9 protein-coding genes are annotated in these 16,564 nt (G+C 37.6%); 3 read left to right on the plus strand and 6 right to left on the minus strand.

The genetic code is table 11. From position 1 onward, the window contains the following. Positions 1-182: 182 nt before the first annotated feature. On the minus strand, positions 183-2,948 hold the full coding sequence (locus CHB66_RS05470) for a TonB-dependent receptor (protein ID WP_089238798.1): 2,766 nt from the start codon (positions 2,946-2,948) through the stop codon (positions 183-185). 281 nt (positions 2,949-3,229) lie between these two features. On the opposite strand from CHB66_RS05470, the gene CHB66_RS05475 reads away from it, so the two are divergent. Then, the gene (locus tag CHB66_RS05475) at positions 3,230-3,706 is read left to right on the plus strand and encodes a copper resistance protein NlpE (RefSeq protein ID WP_089238800.1); all 477 of its coding nucleotides are present in this window, start codon (positions 3,230-3,232) and stop codon (positions 3,704-3,706) included. Positions 3,707-3,824: 118 nt separating this feature from the next. On the opposite strand, the gene CHB66_RS05480 is transcribed toward CHB66_RS05475, so the two are convergent. Continuing rightward, positions 3,825-7,049 (minus strand): S41 family peptidase, encoded by a 3,225-nt coding sequence (locus CHB66_RS05480; protein WP_089238802.1) that lies wholly within the window; start codon positions 7,047-7,049, stop codon positions 3,825-3,827. An 88-nt stretch (positions 7,050-7,137) separates the two neighbouring features. Next, complete coding sequence (locus CHB66_RS05485) at positions 7,138-8,805, minus strand: RluA family pseudouridine synthase (RefSeq protein ID WP_089238804.1); 1,668 nt, start codon at positions 8,803-8,805, stop codon at positions 7,138-7,140. 141 nt (positions 8,806-8,946) lie between these two features. Here CHB66_RS05485 and CHB66_RS05490 point away from each other — a divergent pair, with 141 nt between their 5' ends. Further along, positions 8,947-11,235 carry an acyl-CoA dehydrogenase family protein gene (locus CHB66_RS05490; protein WP_089238806.1) on the plus strand — a complete coding sequence of 763 codons (2,289 nt, stop codon included), beginning with the start codon at positions 8,947-8,949 and terminating at the stop codon, positions 11,233-11,235. Here CHB66_RS05490 and CHB66_RS05495 read toward each other — a convergent pair whose 3' ends face one another. Together CHB66_RS05495 and CHB66_RS05500 are read right to left on the minus strand one after the other, a co-directional pair. Continuing rightward, complete coding sequence (locus tag CHB66_RS05495) at positions 11,236-11,571, minus strand: hypothetical protein (protein ID WP_141107372.1); 336 nt, start codon at positions 11,569-11,571, stop codon at positions 11,236-11,238. It lies immediately after the preceding gene. 87 nt (positions 11,572-11,658) lie between these two features. Next, a complete protein-coding gene (locus CHB66_RS05500) occupies positions 11,659-13,875 on the minus strand; it encodes an alpha/beta hydrolase family protein (protein ID WP_089238810.1) in 2,217 nt (738 codons plus the stop codon). Between the two features lie 236 nt (positions 13,876-14,111). Here CHB66_RS05500 and CHB66_RS05505 point away from each other — a divergent pair, with 236 nt between their 5' ends. Continuing rightward, positions 14,112-15,500, plus strand: a complete 1,389-nt coding sequence (locus CHB66_RS05505; protein WP_089238812.1) for a hypothetical protein — start codon at positions 14,112-14,114, stop codon at positions 15,498-15,500. Here CHB66_RS05505 and CHB66_RS05510 read toward each other — a convergent pair. Continuing rightward, positions 15,497-16,543: a maleylacetate reductase gene (locus CHB66_RS05510; RefSeq protein WP_089238814.1), complete on the minus strand. Its 1,047-nt coding sequence runs from the start codon at positions 16,541-16,543 to the stop codon at positions 15,497-15,499. The two genes, CHB66_RS05505 and CHB66_RS05510, sit on opposite strands and share 4 nt — an antisense overlap. Between the last annotated feature and the right edge of the window lie 21 nt (positions 16,544-16,564).

The raw sequence follows: 16,564 nt of genomic DNA on the forward strand, positions 1-16,564 counted from the left end.
TATTCGAATCTGATTATACACTTAACCTCCTGTAAATCAATGCATAGGGCTAATTGGTTACTATTTGTCAATATCAATTAGTCTCTATTATCTATCAGTACCAAGGTTAAGCTAATTGGATTTTTTTATGTAGCTACTGGAAAAATTTTGTGTATCGACATATCCAAATTAGCTAATTATAGCTACTCTGCTCTATTTTTACCTCCAAAACTCCTCAAGTTGTAGGTTACACTCAACATGACGAATCTGGTTAGCACATTAGTTCTCTGATCTTGGATAAATACATCTGTCACGTCTCTTGAGATCGCTGTGTTTTGATTGAGTAGATCAAATATAGTCAATTTGGCTTCAAGTTGCTCTTTTGCTCCAAACCTATAACCGATATCAGCATTCATCAGCATGATTGTTCTATCAAAGCCATCTCCTAGCCCTTGAAACACCATATGATTCATATTTGAACTGATGAATAAGCCTCCTAAAAATTGCCAATACAAATCTAATCTGGTATTTTGTGTATAAAAATTATTATTCAAAGATGTCTGAATACTGCTTCGAATTGTATTGAAGCTACCTTCCGTCGATAGGTTGAAATCTACCCTTTCACTGATGTTACTACTAATTCCAACACCTGGACCTACAGCGAAATTTTTATTAATATTTAACTGATCATTGATCAAACCGGGCCTATTGGAGTAATTTACTCTTGTGCTAATATTAATGTTACTTTTTAATGCAGACAATGGAAAACCAAATGACATGTAAGTTCTTGCATCCCAATATCCATCTAAATTGACGGGTTTATTGAATTGTCCACCTTGCCTCAAAAGTACTTCTCCATCTATTAAAGTATCCCTAGCAGCTACAAGCGTGGAGTTGCCGAGATAATTATTCCTCGTTGAGCCTGATACAAACATAAAGAATGACCTTGAAGACTCAGTGTCTATTTTTCTTAACCTCGCGAATAATCTGTGCTCATACTCTTGAACTAGATCTGCATTTCCTGAAAAGATTTGAATTGGATTTCTATTATCAATTACTTCTTGCAACTGTCTTATGGAAGGGGCATCCGTTCTTGTTCTGTAATCTAGTCTGATATTCGTTTTTTCAGAGGCATTGAAATTGATCACAGCTCTTGGTATGATATTTTTGAAAGTCCTCTGTGTATTTTCAAAACCTGGGAAAATCCTATCACTATCCAAATTTGAAACTTCATAATCTACAGAAGTGAAGATCCTGAACTTTTCATTGTTGAACCTGTATCCAATTCCACTTCGCTGCTGCAAATAGGTGTTTTCAAAGGTGTTTGATAATGTGGAGTCTAGTTGGAAGTTCATAGACTCGGCTTCTCTTTGTCTCACATCTTGTTCTGTTCGACCGATATCATTGCCAATACTGTATTGTAATCTCAACTGAGACTTTTCAGATATTGGTTCATTATAATCAAACCTTACCCTGTAATTGAAATTATTGGAATTAAAAATGGTGTTTTGAATCAAGCTGTCAATCTGATTGGTACTGAAATCTCTATTGACAGAGGTTAGTCTACTTTCTCTGTCACTGCTATTCAGTCTAGTAGTTGCACTGGTGGAAAGCACTCTTCCTGGTTTGGCAAACTTATATCTGTAAGTGAAATCATTGTCAAAACTGAACCAATTGCTAGAACCTGAAGTCGTATTTACAATTTCGTTGATTGGATTTTGTCTATCAAATAAGTTCTGCGCTACAGTAGTATTGATATAATCTCTTTCTTGATAATTAAATCTTGGTCGCCAAATGATCGCATGTCTATCTGTAATGTCATAATCTAACCTCATATCTAATCTATGACGTCTACTATTACTGATATTATTCGTCTCCTGGTCATACAGTTGTAAACTATCGCTAGGTAGTATGTACGTTCTAGAAGATATTCTATTTAATGTATTTCTATTATCATTAAAGAAATAAGAACCAGTAAATTTGGCCTTGCCCTCGTCAAATTTATCAGAGAAATTCACCCCTAAAGCATTGGTAACTGTGATACCTGGCCTCTCCCAAGTTTGAAGAGGATTGCCACCTCTTCCTCCTCCGCCAGCTTGACCACCTTCTTCGCCAAAGGCACCCGAAAGATCGTCAGAAGAGAAGTTTTGCTGATTGATATTATTTGTCAAGCCCAAAACTGTTGTTCGCCTTGTCCCATTGAAGAAATTCAACGCGCCACTGCCAATGTAATTATTATCAGTACCATATCCTCCCGAAAGCCTACCAAACATGCCCGACTTCACTTCCTTTTTGGTGATGATATTGATAGTTTTTATCGTATTCCCATCATCAAAACCAGTCAAAACGGCTTGGTCACTTCTTTGATCCAAAAATTCGATTTTATCGATAATTTCCACAGGTAAGTTAGCCATAGCCATAGCTGGATTATCTCCGAAGAAAGGCTCTCCATCTACCAATACCCTTCCAACTACCTCACCTTGAACCTCAATAGTACCTCCCCGCATCACTACGCCGGGCATTTTTCTAATTAATTCATCAGCATTGGCTTGTGGACGAGTTTTGAATGCATTGGCATTGAAAGCCACCGTATCACCTTTGACTTCACCAGTCAGAATCTGTGCCTTGATTTCAAAAGTTTCTAACAATTCCCCATCTTCAGATATTTCAATATCACCAAGGTTATTATTTTCTAACCTTTCTATCTTTTTTGTGAATTTAGTATAACCAACAAAAGTCACTTCTATGTTGAAAGTATTGATTGTGGGCTTCTTGAAAGAAAATACACCATTTCCATCCGTGAATGTAGATGCGATCGTCTCGTTAAACTCGGATTTGATAAACACATAAGCACCCGGAAGGGTCTCTTTGGTGTTTTTATCCACTACTCTACCACTGATAGATTGAGCAATACTATTTGACGAGAGAATCAGAAGAAATCCAAGAAGAAGAAAAGTATTTTTAAGCATTTTGTTAATTGAATGAATGATAAACTCTAGGTTTTGAATTAGGTTTGAATCAATTACAAAATTAGATTTTCCACCATCCTAACTCAAACCATTAGTCAAATAGAAAGTCCACTTACTTTACCTTTATGTTATTGGTTTAAAACAAATGCTGAAAGGTTTAAAAATCCGATTAATAATAACAAACTGATCAAAAACAGCGAAATTGAGCATTTACATTTTCCAAAGAAAATTGATTAAATTACCGACTATAACAAACAACCTTTTTACGCAGCAAAAAAACTATGAAAAAGCAACTCTTAAATTTCGGTTTTGTCTTGGCAATGGCTTCAATGATGATCTCTTGCCAAAAGTCTAAAGAGACTGAAAATCTAGTGATAGATGACGAAATGTTTGAAACAGGTGAGATTCCTGATGATTTTATCGATCATCATACTGCTATGACTTCATTAGATTATATGGGCATTTACAAAGGCGTGCTCCCATGTGCAGATTGTGAAGGTATTGAAACAATTATCGAATTGGGAAGTGGAAATTCTTATGTTAAAAAAGTTATATATCTCGGAAAAGGAGATCAAAAAGTTATAGAAAGCGGTGGCACCTTTACTTGGAATGATGACGGTAATACTATTACGCTTAATGAAGAGGATGCCCCAAATATGTACTTCGTTGGTGAAAATGTACTCTTTCATCTTGACCTAGATGGTAATAGAATTGAGGGAGAATTGGCTTCTAAATATAGACTTGAGAAAACTTCTTGAGGCACTTCTTTTTCACTTTTAAGAAACAATAAAAAAAGCCTGGTCTAACGATCAGGCTTTTTTTATTGTTAATTTAATTATTGAACAAAGTACACATAATAAATTGATTACAAATACTTTAATTTACATCTTTTAATAGCTCTACAACTGCTTTCTCCAATTGTTGATCAACACCTTTATCTATTTTACCCGGCATATTTTTTACTTGGAATTGAGGAGCAGTTTCATTGTTTTCCATCCACTCCCCAGCTTTGTTTTTTGCTGAAATTGGAACCACACCCCATCTAGTTCCATCGGGCAAAGATTCCCAACCAGCAAAAGAACAAGTACCCGGAGTCGGCATGCCAACCGTTTTCCCAATATTCAAATCAGTATAACCACAAGCAAAACAATGTCCGTCTGAATAGTTAGCCTCATTGAACATAGCCAAAGTTGGTTTGGTCCATCTGAAAGTAGGCTCATAACCTACATCTCTATCTTCTGTAGCATAAGTGATGAATTTTTCTCCTGTAAAAAACATGGCTAAATCAGCAACCAAATCACCACCACCATTGAATCTGGTATCTACGATGACACCTTCTTTGTCATGGAATTTACCCATCATTTCTTCATAAGTATTTCTATAAGGTCCATCAGACATACCAGGAATATGCACATAGCCTAACTTACCTTCTGAAAGCTTCTCTACCTCTTCTTGATTCTTCTTAACCCAGCGGGTGTAGAGCAACCTATTTTCTTCACCCAAAGAAATAGGCTTCACAGTTATTTGCTGGCGACTATTATTACTTGGATCTACTATTTCTAGTAAAGTAAACTTATTAGCCTTTCTATTGAAATATTGGGCTACATCCTTATCAGAAGATATGGTTTCTCCATCAATTTTTTCGATGACCATGCCAGCCTTGATATTTAGGTCTGATTTATCAAGTGGTGAGCCTTTGATGATTTCAGTTATCTTAATTCCGTCACCTTGGTGGGAATAATCCATGAATATCCCCAATGAAGCAGTGGCATCAGATTGAGGAACACTTCTATTGTATCTCGCACCAGCATGGGATACGTTCAACTCTCCTATCAGTTCTGAAAGCATCTCTGCAAACTCATAGCCATTTCCAATGTGAGGAAGGTATTTTTCATATGATGCTGCTAGCGCGTCCCAGTCTACTCCATGCATATCAGGAGTATAGAACACACCTTTGGTTCTGATCTTAATATGTTCAAAAAGATGTGCTCTTTCTGCTTCCGTGTCCATGCTCATTTCACCTGCAATTCTGATCGCCTCTCTTTTGGTACCATTGCTGGTGATTTTAGCTATGGTTCCTCCACTAAGTAAATAAAGGTTTTTCATCTCCTTATCCCATTCCAAACTTCCTCCTCCTGCATCAAGCTTCAATTCCATTTTTGTCTCCTTGGTACGCAGGTCTGTACTCCATAGGTTCATGCCTTTTTCAAACCTCGCCAAATAATATAACTTCTCACCATCTTTATCCAAAACTGCATCTCCTAATGAAGATGAATGTATGGTAAGTCTAGCCTTACGGTCTACGAGGTCTTCCCAATCGAATTTCAGATCCTCAACTTTCTTGTCGTCTTTCTTTTCATCTTTTTTATCATCACCTTTTTTATTGGCTTTCTCCACTTCCTTCATCAGGTCATAATCTTCTTTGCTCAGGCTGAACTTCTCAAATGCATCTTTGGTGAAAAACAAGGTATAAACATCATTTTGTGCACCTCCACTTGTAGCGAAACCTTTCAAACCATCTCTATTGGAAAACCAAAGCATTTGCTTGCCACCATTTACCCATTTGGCACTTCTATCTCCATATCCACTCTTGGTCAGGTTTTCCATTGGTTTCTTACCTGTGGCATCTAACAACACGATCTCTCCATTGGCCATGGTTGGTCTATAAGATGCTAGCAACCACTTACTATCTGGACTCCAATTGAAATACTGATCACCATCTCTCATGTGCATTAAATGCTCAGGTCCCATCAAGGTTACAGTAGATTTATCTCCCAAATCCATTACTTTCAAGCTTCTTCTTCCTTCGATATAAGCCAACTTTTTCCCATCAGGGGATATCTGAGGCTGATAATTATCATATTCATTTGAAACTAGCACTTCTTCTTTTATCAATGTACTAGCAAAGAAAAATGGCTCTTCTTTTTCTCTAACTTTCTTAGCTTGATAAATCGTCCACTTCCCATCACGCTCGCTTGCATAAACCAATGACTTACCATCTGGAGCAAACTGTACAAATTGTTCCTGCTCTGGTGTACTTGTAATTCGCTTGGTCAATGCACCATCTACTGAGGTTACAAAAACTTCACCTCGAGCAATAAAGGCAATTTCCTTTCCATCTGGAGAAATAGACATCTCTCTTACACCCCCATTGATGGAGATAAAGCTGTCTGAATTACTGATTGGTTGTGTTTTGATCGCTACATCAACTTTTTTAGGACTTTCACCCTCCTTCATCGTGTATAATTCTCCATCATAGGAGAATGATAGCAATCCATTGTCTGCAATTGATAAAAATCTCACTGGAAAATCCTTTAATTCAGTCAACGCCTTTTTCTGAGTTGGATTCTCCAAGTTCATTTTGAAAACATTGAAACTTCCTTTTTCCTCAGAGAGGTAATAAATATCCTTATCTCCTGGAGCAAAAACTGGATTTCTGTCTTCACCACCAAAACTTGTCAACATTTTATGGGTATTGCTTTCACTATCATAAACCCAGATATCTCTTGTAATTGCAGACTGATGTTTTTTTCTCCATTCATTTTCTCCACCTTTCTTGTCTTGATAGATCATCTTTTTACCATCAGCACTTACTTTAACATATTCTGCTGGTAGCGTCCAAACTTGATCTACCCGACCACCTTTGGTGGGTACTTGGTACAATTCAGGCTGCGAGCCCGTTGGATATTGTCTATGCTCAGCTAAATCTTGTCTAACTCCCCCAAAAATCACATGATTGCCATCTGCTGAAAAAGTGTAAGGCATCTCGTCATTAGAATGATAAGTCAACCTACTTGCAGCTCCTCCTTCTGCATCCATGATGAAAACATCAAAATTGCCATATCGGTCTGATGCAAATGCAATCTTTTGACTATCCTTACTCCAAACTGGCATAAAGTCATGTGCTTCGTGGAAAGTCAATTGTATGGCTTTCCCCCCAATGGTTGGAACAGTATAAAGATCTCCTTTGTAAGTAAAGGCAATCTTGGAACCATCAGGAGAAATTGCCGAATACCTCAGCCAATTAGGTGCATCTTGTGCAGATGCAATCCCCATGATTCCGCTCAAGAGCAAACTCAAATAAATTTTTATGAATTTCATAGTTAACGTTTAAGATTAGGTTTTAAAAATAAAGAATAAAAGCCCATTCAAAAGGGATTTTTACATTAATGGACAAAAGAAGATAAATTCAGAAAGGAGATTCCACTTGGAAACTCACTCGCTCTTTGGAATTGGGGTGCGTGAACTCTAGGTAAGCTGCATGAAGATGAAGCCTATTGCTTTTTTGCCCATACAAATCATCACCAACGATCGGTGTTCCCAATCCACTTGGATGTGCTGCGTGGACTCGGAGCTGGTGCGTCCGACCTGTGATTGGAAAAAAGGAAATCCTTGTTTGACCGTTTATAATCTCTATTACTTCAAATTTTGTTTTTGCTGGTTTTCCATATTGATAACAAACCATTTGTCTGGGTCTATTGTCTAAATCTACCCTAATTGGTAAATCAATCAATCCCTGCTTAGATGAAACAATGCCATTCAGCAAAGCGATGTAACGTTTTGTGACTGTCCTTTTGATAAATTGTGCTTGGAGTTGTGTATGAGCTACTTTTGTTTTAGCTACCAAAATAATCCCAGAAGTACTCTGATCCAGCCTATGCACCAGTACAGCATCTGGATGAAGCGCAGTAATTCTTTTTTGAACAGAGTCACTGATATGCTTACCTGGTACAGATAGAAATTCCGCCGGCTTATTGATGACCATCAAAGCATCATCTTCATAGATGATGTCCAATTGCTTACCTTCAGCAGGATTTTTAAGCATGGGGTTTTCTTCTACTTGCAAGCCTTGCAGCATATGCCCCAAAATAGGCTCACACTTAGACCTACAAGCAGGGTAAAATTCACCATGTCTTCTAACCTCTGACTTAGGCGGTCTCCCCCACCAAAATTCAGCCAAGGCTATCGGATGCAAACCATATTTGAAAGCATAATGGAGCAACTTAGGTGCAGCACATTCACCTGCCGCGGCAGGTATAGGAAGCTTTAATTCTTCTTTAAATATTTGCTTCAAGCTTTTCCATTTTTGATTCGCATTCAAAAACTTATACTGATCAAAAAGCTGATCTTGTAATTGCTGTGACCTTTCTTTCCTCTCTGATTTCAATCTTGCGATCAATTCTTGACGAGGTTCTAGTTCCTTTTCCTTAACAGTGATCTTGTCCAACCATTCTTTTTCCAAAACCCTTTGAAAATACTGCATACGTAGACTTTCTTCTCGCTGTCCTTCCATCAAGGTTTCGTATTCTTCGGATAATAGAATTTTTGAAGCTTCTGTACGGATGGCCTTTCTTCTCTTTTGTGCCTGCTTCACTTGATCTCTACCAGCGAAGATTTCATCATTTGCCTGCATTTTCAGCTGCTTCAATTCATCCAGAGCATCTAAAAAGTCATTGTCAAGCTCAATTTCCTTAATTTTTGTATTAAGAGCATTCAAGACTGCTTCCTCTTGTTTGAAAAAGCCGTCTTCTGCTAACATATCGAAAACGGGAGGAACAAAATATTGATGGTGATTGCTATCTGCTAACTTTCCTGAAAACGCAGCTAGAAAACCAATTTCCTCATTTGGCTTTTTGACCACCAATACGCCAAACATCTTACCAATTGCTAAGCTTTCGTCATCTGGATCAAATCCAAAATTATGTTTCCAGTCTTGTTGATGCGTCAGATAATCTTGCAGTTGAAACGCTGCTATTTTGGCTATAGGTGAGGGTTCATAATAAAACGGGAAGTTAAAAATCTCCGGAATTTCGTAACTCTCGATGGCATGTTGAAAAGCTATAAATTTATCTGGCACGATGCTGATTAAGTTGATCTTGGCTCAAAATTATAGGTTCTCAGGCAAATGTCAGCTAATTGTTTATAAAAAGAATGACTTAACCCCTAGACAACTTTGAACGTATTTTTCAGTATATTTAATAGAACCAACTACATTCCTATGCTACATTCAGATTTTCTTCAGGAAAACCCAAAACTTTTAATTTTCCTCCCAATATACTACACCTTATGGGCTGATAGTGTACTTACACCGACTGAGATCAAAGAAATGGAAACCTTAGTCAACAAGCAAAATTGGCTAAAGAAAAAAGAGAAGACTTGGTTGCTTCAGCAATTAGATCCACAGAATCCTCCAAAGCCTAAAGAACTGAAAGCATGGAGAAAAGAAATCAAATCTCTTAAGCTCAATTCTGAAACAAGTTTAACAGAAATTGGGGTATCTTTAGCAACAAAATATGCTAGTGATATCTCCTTCATCCCGAAGACAATTCAAAGTTTTGAGAAAACGGAAGAGTTACTAGGTCTCTTGGGTAAAGAAGCCAGGTACAGTTTCCAAGCTGGCCATCAAACTATCACCACTTCACATCATGCAGAGCAAAATTTTGAGGTCAAGGAAATGACCAAGATTTTGGATGGAAGACAGGTAGATTTAATCAAAAGGGTCAAGACTGTCATTTCGGATCCTTCATTTGCTTTCCAAGAATTTGAAAGTTTGACAGCGCAACGAGAGCAAACTTTATTGTGGTGTCAGGAATTGGCGAAACAGGGGTTTGGCGCATGGGCTTTCCCCAAATTTGCTAATGGAAAGGATGATATGGAAGGATATTTCACCATAATGGAAACGCTTTCCTACCACGATTTGAGTATGGTCATCAAATTTGGAGTCCAATTTGGGCTTTGGGGTATGAGTGTTTATTTTTTGGGAACAGACAAGCATCATCAAAAGTACCTGAAGGACATCGGAAGTCTAAAGCTTCCTGGTTGTTTTGCGATGACAGAGACTGGTCATGGTTCAAATGTCAGAGGCTTAGAAACAACTGCAACTTACGATCATCAAAATAAAACCTTTACCATCCATACACCCAATCCAGATGCAAGGAAAGAATACATTGGTAATGCCGCACTTCATGGACAAAAAGCCACTGTATTCGCCAAACTGATCATCAATGGTGAAGATTTTGGTGTTAATGCTTTTATTGTTCCTTTGAGAACAGTTAATGGTGATATGATTGAAGGAGTGAAAATTGAAGATTGTGGCAGAAAGATGGGCTTAAATGGAGTCGATAACGGTGTAATCTATTTCAATCAAGTGGTCATCCCAAAAGAAAACATGCTGGATAAATTCTCCACTGTCAATGAAGCTGGTGAATTTGAAAGTCCAATCAGTTCTGATAATAGGAGGTTTTTTACCATGCTAGGCACTTTGGTTGGTGGTAGAATTGGGATACCAAGATCTGCCCTATCTGCCACTAAGGTTGGTTTAACAATTGCAATCCGTCATGCAGAGAAAAGAAAACAATTTGGGCCAGAAGGTGGTGAGGAAGTTCCAATTTTGAACTACAGGATGCATCAACGTCGATTGATGCCACCTTTGGCCACAAGCTATGCACTTCATTTTGCACTTAGGTATTTAACAAAACGGTTTTTAGATCGAAGTGAAGACGATGCTCAGGAAATCGAAGCATTAGCAGCAGGTCTGAAAGCATACAGCACATGGTTTACGACGGCTACTTTGCAAGAATGCAGGGAAGCTTGTGGTGGTAAAGGGTACTTGTCAGAAAATAGGATTGATGCATTAAAAAATGATACTGATGTGTACACCACTTTTGAAGGTGACAATGTAGTCTTGATGCAACTAGTCGCAAAAAACAGGCTTACAGAATTCAGACAAGAATTTGGGGATATGAATATGTTCACAATTTTCAATTACGTCGCCAATCAAGCAAAAACGACCATTACTGAAAAAAACCCACTGATTGTCAGAAGTACTGATCAAACTCACTTACTGGACATGGATTTCCACTTAAGCGCCTTTAAATACAGGGAAAGAGCCATACTTTCAAGTGCAGCACAGCGAATCAAAAGACATATAGACCAAGGCATGGATTCATTTGATGCCTTCAATGTAGTTCAGCATCATTTGATCAATGTAGGTCAAGCCTATATTGAAAGGGTAATCTTGGAAGAATTTCAAAAAGTAGTCATGGAAACAAAAGATCAAGGCACACAAGAAGCTTTGGAACAACTTTGTCAATTATTTGCTCTTCATACCATAGAGAAAAATAGAGGATGGTATCTCGAGCAAGGTTATATGGAAGGTGTGAAAACAAAAGCAATAAGAAAAGAAGTCAACCAGCTATGTTGGGAAATCAGAAAAAATGCCTTAGCGCTTACCGATGCCTTTGATATCCCAGAAAGCTGTATTGCAGCACCAATTGCGAGAAGATAATCATTCAGAAGAATAATATCTTGCTTTTATAAATTTAGTACCTGATGGGACTTTTTGAACAATAAAAGTTGATTCATTGGATTTTAAGAATACACAAGATCCACAGTCAGAGAGGGTATCCATTTTGTAACTAACAGTGTCAACTTTTATTATTTCTTTTTTATCACCCAGATAATCAATTATAATTGCAATTTTCTCATAATCAATTTCAGTTTCATTTTTAATAATGATTCTAACAATATCATCTTTAATTTCTTCTACCTTTATTTTGATAGGTTGATTACTACATCCTACTAAAAAGAATGTGGAAAATAGGAGGATTAATATTTTTTTCATAGCGTAGAAATTTATATCAAATATTTCAATAATCCACATATGAAAGAAATAAAAATCCTCCTATTCAATTTGTTTTCAACAGCTTACCTAATCTTTTTCAGCCTTTTCACTATCTTTTTTATTGAAATGCCTTTCATAAAACTCAAAAATCCTATTCCAATGATCGTGAAAATCGCTTTCATCTGAAGCAGCACCAGCACCATGACCACCATTGAGATAATTAACCCAAACTACATCTTTACCAAGTCTTCGCATGGCATAGTATAACTCACGAGAATTGGTGCCAGGTACATTCCAATCACCTTCACCAGTCATGATCATGTGAGGGGTTTTGATCCTATCAGCATAAAGCACTGCTGTAGTAGCAAGGTACTTCAAAGGTTCATCCCAGAGGGTACCTCCTATCCTATCTTGTCCATATTCAGCAGCCGTATAGTTTCTCGTTCCGATCTTCGGACTGTCACCTAAAAAGCTGATGATATTGACTTTTCCAGAAATATTGATAGCTGCTGCAAACCTATCCGTCTGTGTGATCAGTAATGATGTTGCATACCCACCATAACTTCCCCCTTGTACACCCACTTTGTCATTATCTACCTTGCCTTCATCCACAAGTTTATTGATCGCAGCCGTGATCCCTTTTACCCAAGCCTCCCCTGGATAACCCATTTCCAAATCCACAGAAGGACGAAGTGCAAAGTATCCTTGGTTTGCGAAAAGATTCATATTTCTATTGTAGCCATTAGCAAAGAACGTTTCATAAACCTCACATACAAGCGGATATTTTATCCCTTCTTCATAATCTACAGGGTAATATAAGATCCCTTTCATTTCTTTACCATCTACATTTCTGTAAGAGATCAATTCTGATCGAGTCATCTTTTTATCAGCAAGCCATGGATTGAGATTGGTCAGGGGTTTCATTTCTTTAAATGTCCAATCTGTCACAACCAAATCACCTGGCATGTCTCCATCGGACAGATTGAGAATGATTTTATCTGATTTTTTAGGCCTTTGGAGTCCGCTATACAGTCTATGGTCAATAATCAAATCCTCCATTTTCTTTTCTCGTAAGTCGTAGCGTACAAACCCTCTTCTCCACACATCCTTTTCGCTATATGAAAAATAGAGATACCTCTCATCATCCGACCAATTGGCTAAACTTAAACTAGGAGCCTTTTCCTTATCCTCAGGAAATTCATAGACCAATTCTAAATTTTCGCCCTGAGCATCTACCAACCAGTATCCTTTATCCGAACTTAGTAGCAATTTCCCTTCAGAAGGTGACCAAGAATTAACCGAAAACTTCACTTCCTTTTTCTTTTCCTCATCTGTATAAGCTTTGCCTTTGGTAAGATTCTTTGCATCATCTTGACCAAGCGTCTGAACATATACATAGCCTGAATCCACCCAAGCAAATTTTGCTTTGCTATCAGACCAGTTGAAATTTCTTCTTTGCTTGTTCTTCTTATATAGGATAAGCGTAGAGTCCAGGTCACTCAATTGCTTATACGCCACCTGATATTCTGTGCCTTCATTTCTTACATAGGAAGTTTTCAAGGGAAAAGTCTCATTAAAAATTAAAAACTGATTATCATCAGAAAGATAAACTCCTCCATAATTGGATTCTGGAAGTAACTCTTGTGGAATTCCCGTTACTAAATCAACACGCAATACTCTAGTTAGGGAATTGGTATTTCTAATTTCATCCCATTTCAGAAAAGGTTTATTGCTATCATAAACTACTACCGGGCCTTTGGTAGCTTCATTGTATAGTTCCATGGCTCTATCTAGCCAATCACTTGCGCGAGCATGGACCATCAAGGCTTTACCGTCGGGAGTCCAAGTCAAATTAGAATTGGCAAGCAATGGATTCCCACCAATTTTCACTTCTTTGATTCGCTTTTTAGCCACTTCATAAATCATCAAATGAAGTTTCTCTCCCTTTTGCTCTAAAAAAGCCAATTCTTTTGAATCAGGAGACCATGCAAAAGATGTTACCTGAGATTGAGCTCGATAAGAATACATCATCGTTCCCGAATTGACATCCATGATGACAAAGTCTCCCGGGAAAACATTGATGTATGATGGGTCTTGAAATCTAAAGTGATCTACACCAAATCTTGATCTTCCATCTGCAATGATGCCAGCGAGATATCTTCCGTCATCCGATAATGTAGTATTACTAATTGATTTAACATTGATTGCATCTGATACTGTGAAGTTGGATTTCTGTGCTAGTGTAATGCTTGCAAAGCATAATAAAATCACAAGAAAAGGTAATTTTAAGTAAGTGTTTTTCATAGGACGATTATTGATTGAACACTTAAATTAAAAATCTTAAGATAAATAATAGCATAAACCTGCATTCAAAACTGTTTTGAGAAAAAATAAAAAACTTCCAATCGATTAATTAGTGATTATAACTAAATGATATTATGTTAGATGCTCCAAATGTTCAAATTTATTCTTCCAATCTTGATATTTTTGAATATTCTTAGTCGTAACTTTAATCAAGCAATCTAACAGTCCTAAGATTTATGAAATCTCTTTTAAGTTTTAAAATTCTTTCTATTTCGCTATTATTTATAATGCTATTCAATAGTCCTGTATCGGCTCAAGGTGTCTACACTGCAAGGGGGTACTGGGAAGAGTCAAATAAAAGTACCTACAAACAAATCAAGCTAAAGCAGGTGGTAGGAGATGCCTTGACAGCAGATGAAGAAACCTATCTCAACGATTTTGAAGTATTTTTAGCTAACTATTATGAAAAAATGTCCTCAGATGAAAGGGCTAAATACGAAAGAATGCGATTTCAGTGGGATAGAGAAATTTCTGAGCAAAAAAAAGAAGTCAAGTCTCAATCAGATGATTTTGAATGGAGAGGTGTAGACAGGGCATTGAATATAGGATATGGACTTTATTACGGGGCAAGTATGGTGTCCCTTTTGGAAATTGATAACGCAGGTGTAGTCGGTATTCCATTGGTTATGGGAGGACTATGGGCCATGGGGCCAATCATCAATCCCAAGAAGTACGAGAACATTGATAGATCGGTAGTTAGAGCAAGTAATGCAGGGAAATTTCTAGGTCTGATATATGGTGGATCATTGGGTCTAATAGCTGCCGGAGGTAGTAATTCTTCAAATGAAGGAAAAGCAGCTTTTATCATGTCATCCGTTGGAAGTATTACGCTAGGAGAAGTTGCCTTCCAAATGCAGAAAAAAAGAAATTATTCCGATGGCCACATTGAAATCATGAGGCATCATGGTGTACTGGGAGCTTATACTGGTATTTCTATCATAGCTGCTGCTCAAGCAGAAACAGGAAGACCTTATGGTATTGGAGCATTATTAGGTAGTGGTGCAGGCTTAGCAATTGGAAACATCGCCTCAAGAAATTATGCATACACAAGAGGTGATGGCAGGTATGCGACGAATATGAGTAGTGTTGGAATTGGAATTGGATTCGCGATTTCTAGCCAAATAGCAATGAACAATGATGCAGAAGCAGGATTATTCCTCATACCTGCTGGACTCGGAATTATAGGTACGATAGTCGGTCAAAGAAATACGCAAGGTGTAAATCTGACCAACAGGCAAGGTAGCACCATTAATTATGCATCGGGGGGTGCTGCTTTATTAGGCTTAGGGATTTCAGCAATTTTCCAAACAGAATCTCCAGCTGTAATTTTTGGTTTAGCATCGGGTTTTGCTTTAGCTACACAAGAAATACTTTTTGCTAAATATAAAAACGAGAACATGAACCTAGAACTATCTAGGACAAACAAAGAAAAAGGTATTAATTATTCACTTAATTTTCGTCCAGAAAACTATATCCTAAATCAAAAACTACAAGCAGGTGCAACAATATTTAGCAATTACGCTTTACTTTCTAATCCAATAGTAAATTTTAATCTAAAGTTTTAAAAAGCTTTTGTAAGCATCTGAATTAATTTATCCCTATCCATCGGAGCTGGATTGGGATAAGTCATAGCCATCAGATAATCTACAGCTTTTGTAATGTCTTCTTGCTTTAATCCAAGACCTTGTAGGTCATATGCTACTCCAAGGTTCTCTTGCAAATCCCTAATTATGGATGGTGGATGTCCGAAACCAAATGCTTCATTATACAGGTTCTGCTGCAAGTCATCTAAGTATTCCCATTGGTATTCAAGCACATAAGGTAATAGCAAGGTGTGAATATGTGAATGTTCTAATCCAAAATTCCCTCCCAATACATGCGCCGCTTTATGATGTAATCCCATACTTACTTCACAAAGCACCTTACCTCCAATGTAAGCTCCAAACAACAATTCTTGATTGATCTCTGGTGTCAGAACTCCTTTCTTTTTCAACTCTTTCAAGCCACTATAAAGTTTGGATAATCCAAGAGACGTCAAGTTGTCAGTAATAGGATTACCTTCTATTGAATATACGGCTTCCACCAAGTGCGCCATGGCATTGAAGGCAGAAGGGATAGCCAATTCCAAAGGCATCCCTAGAGAAAGATATGGATCAAATATGACGAACTTGGGGTGCACCCGATCGTCTCTTTTGACTGTCTTAACACCATCATGACTGATTCCATAGATATTAGTCATCTCTGATCCAGAATATGTACTTGGAGCAGCCCATAGCTCCGTCTCTATTTCTAAAACCAATGCCTTTCCTAATCCAATCGCTGATCCACCACCCAAGCAAAAAATGATATCAGGTTTTTTATCTACGAAAAAGCTTTTTGCCTCATCTACCAAAGACATCGGTACATGCTGAGCAACCTTATCGAAATGAAAAACGGCCTCAACCCTATCCAGTTTGGCTATTTCATTTACCAATTCGGCATTTCTCTTGCTGGCAATTACGCCTAGTTTAATAGACTTCCCCTCTGGAAAATTATCCTGAATTGCTTCCAAGGTGCGCTTACCAAAGACGACTTTAACTGCATGTGTCTTATAACTAAATGGATTCATAGATTTGGTTTTGGTGATTAA

This window comes from Belliella buryatensis, assembly GCF_900188245.1.
GTDB classification, from domain to species: domain Bacteria; phylum Bacteroidota; class Bacteroidia; order Cytophagales; family Cyclobacteriaceae; genus Belliella; species Belliella buryatensis.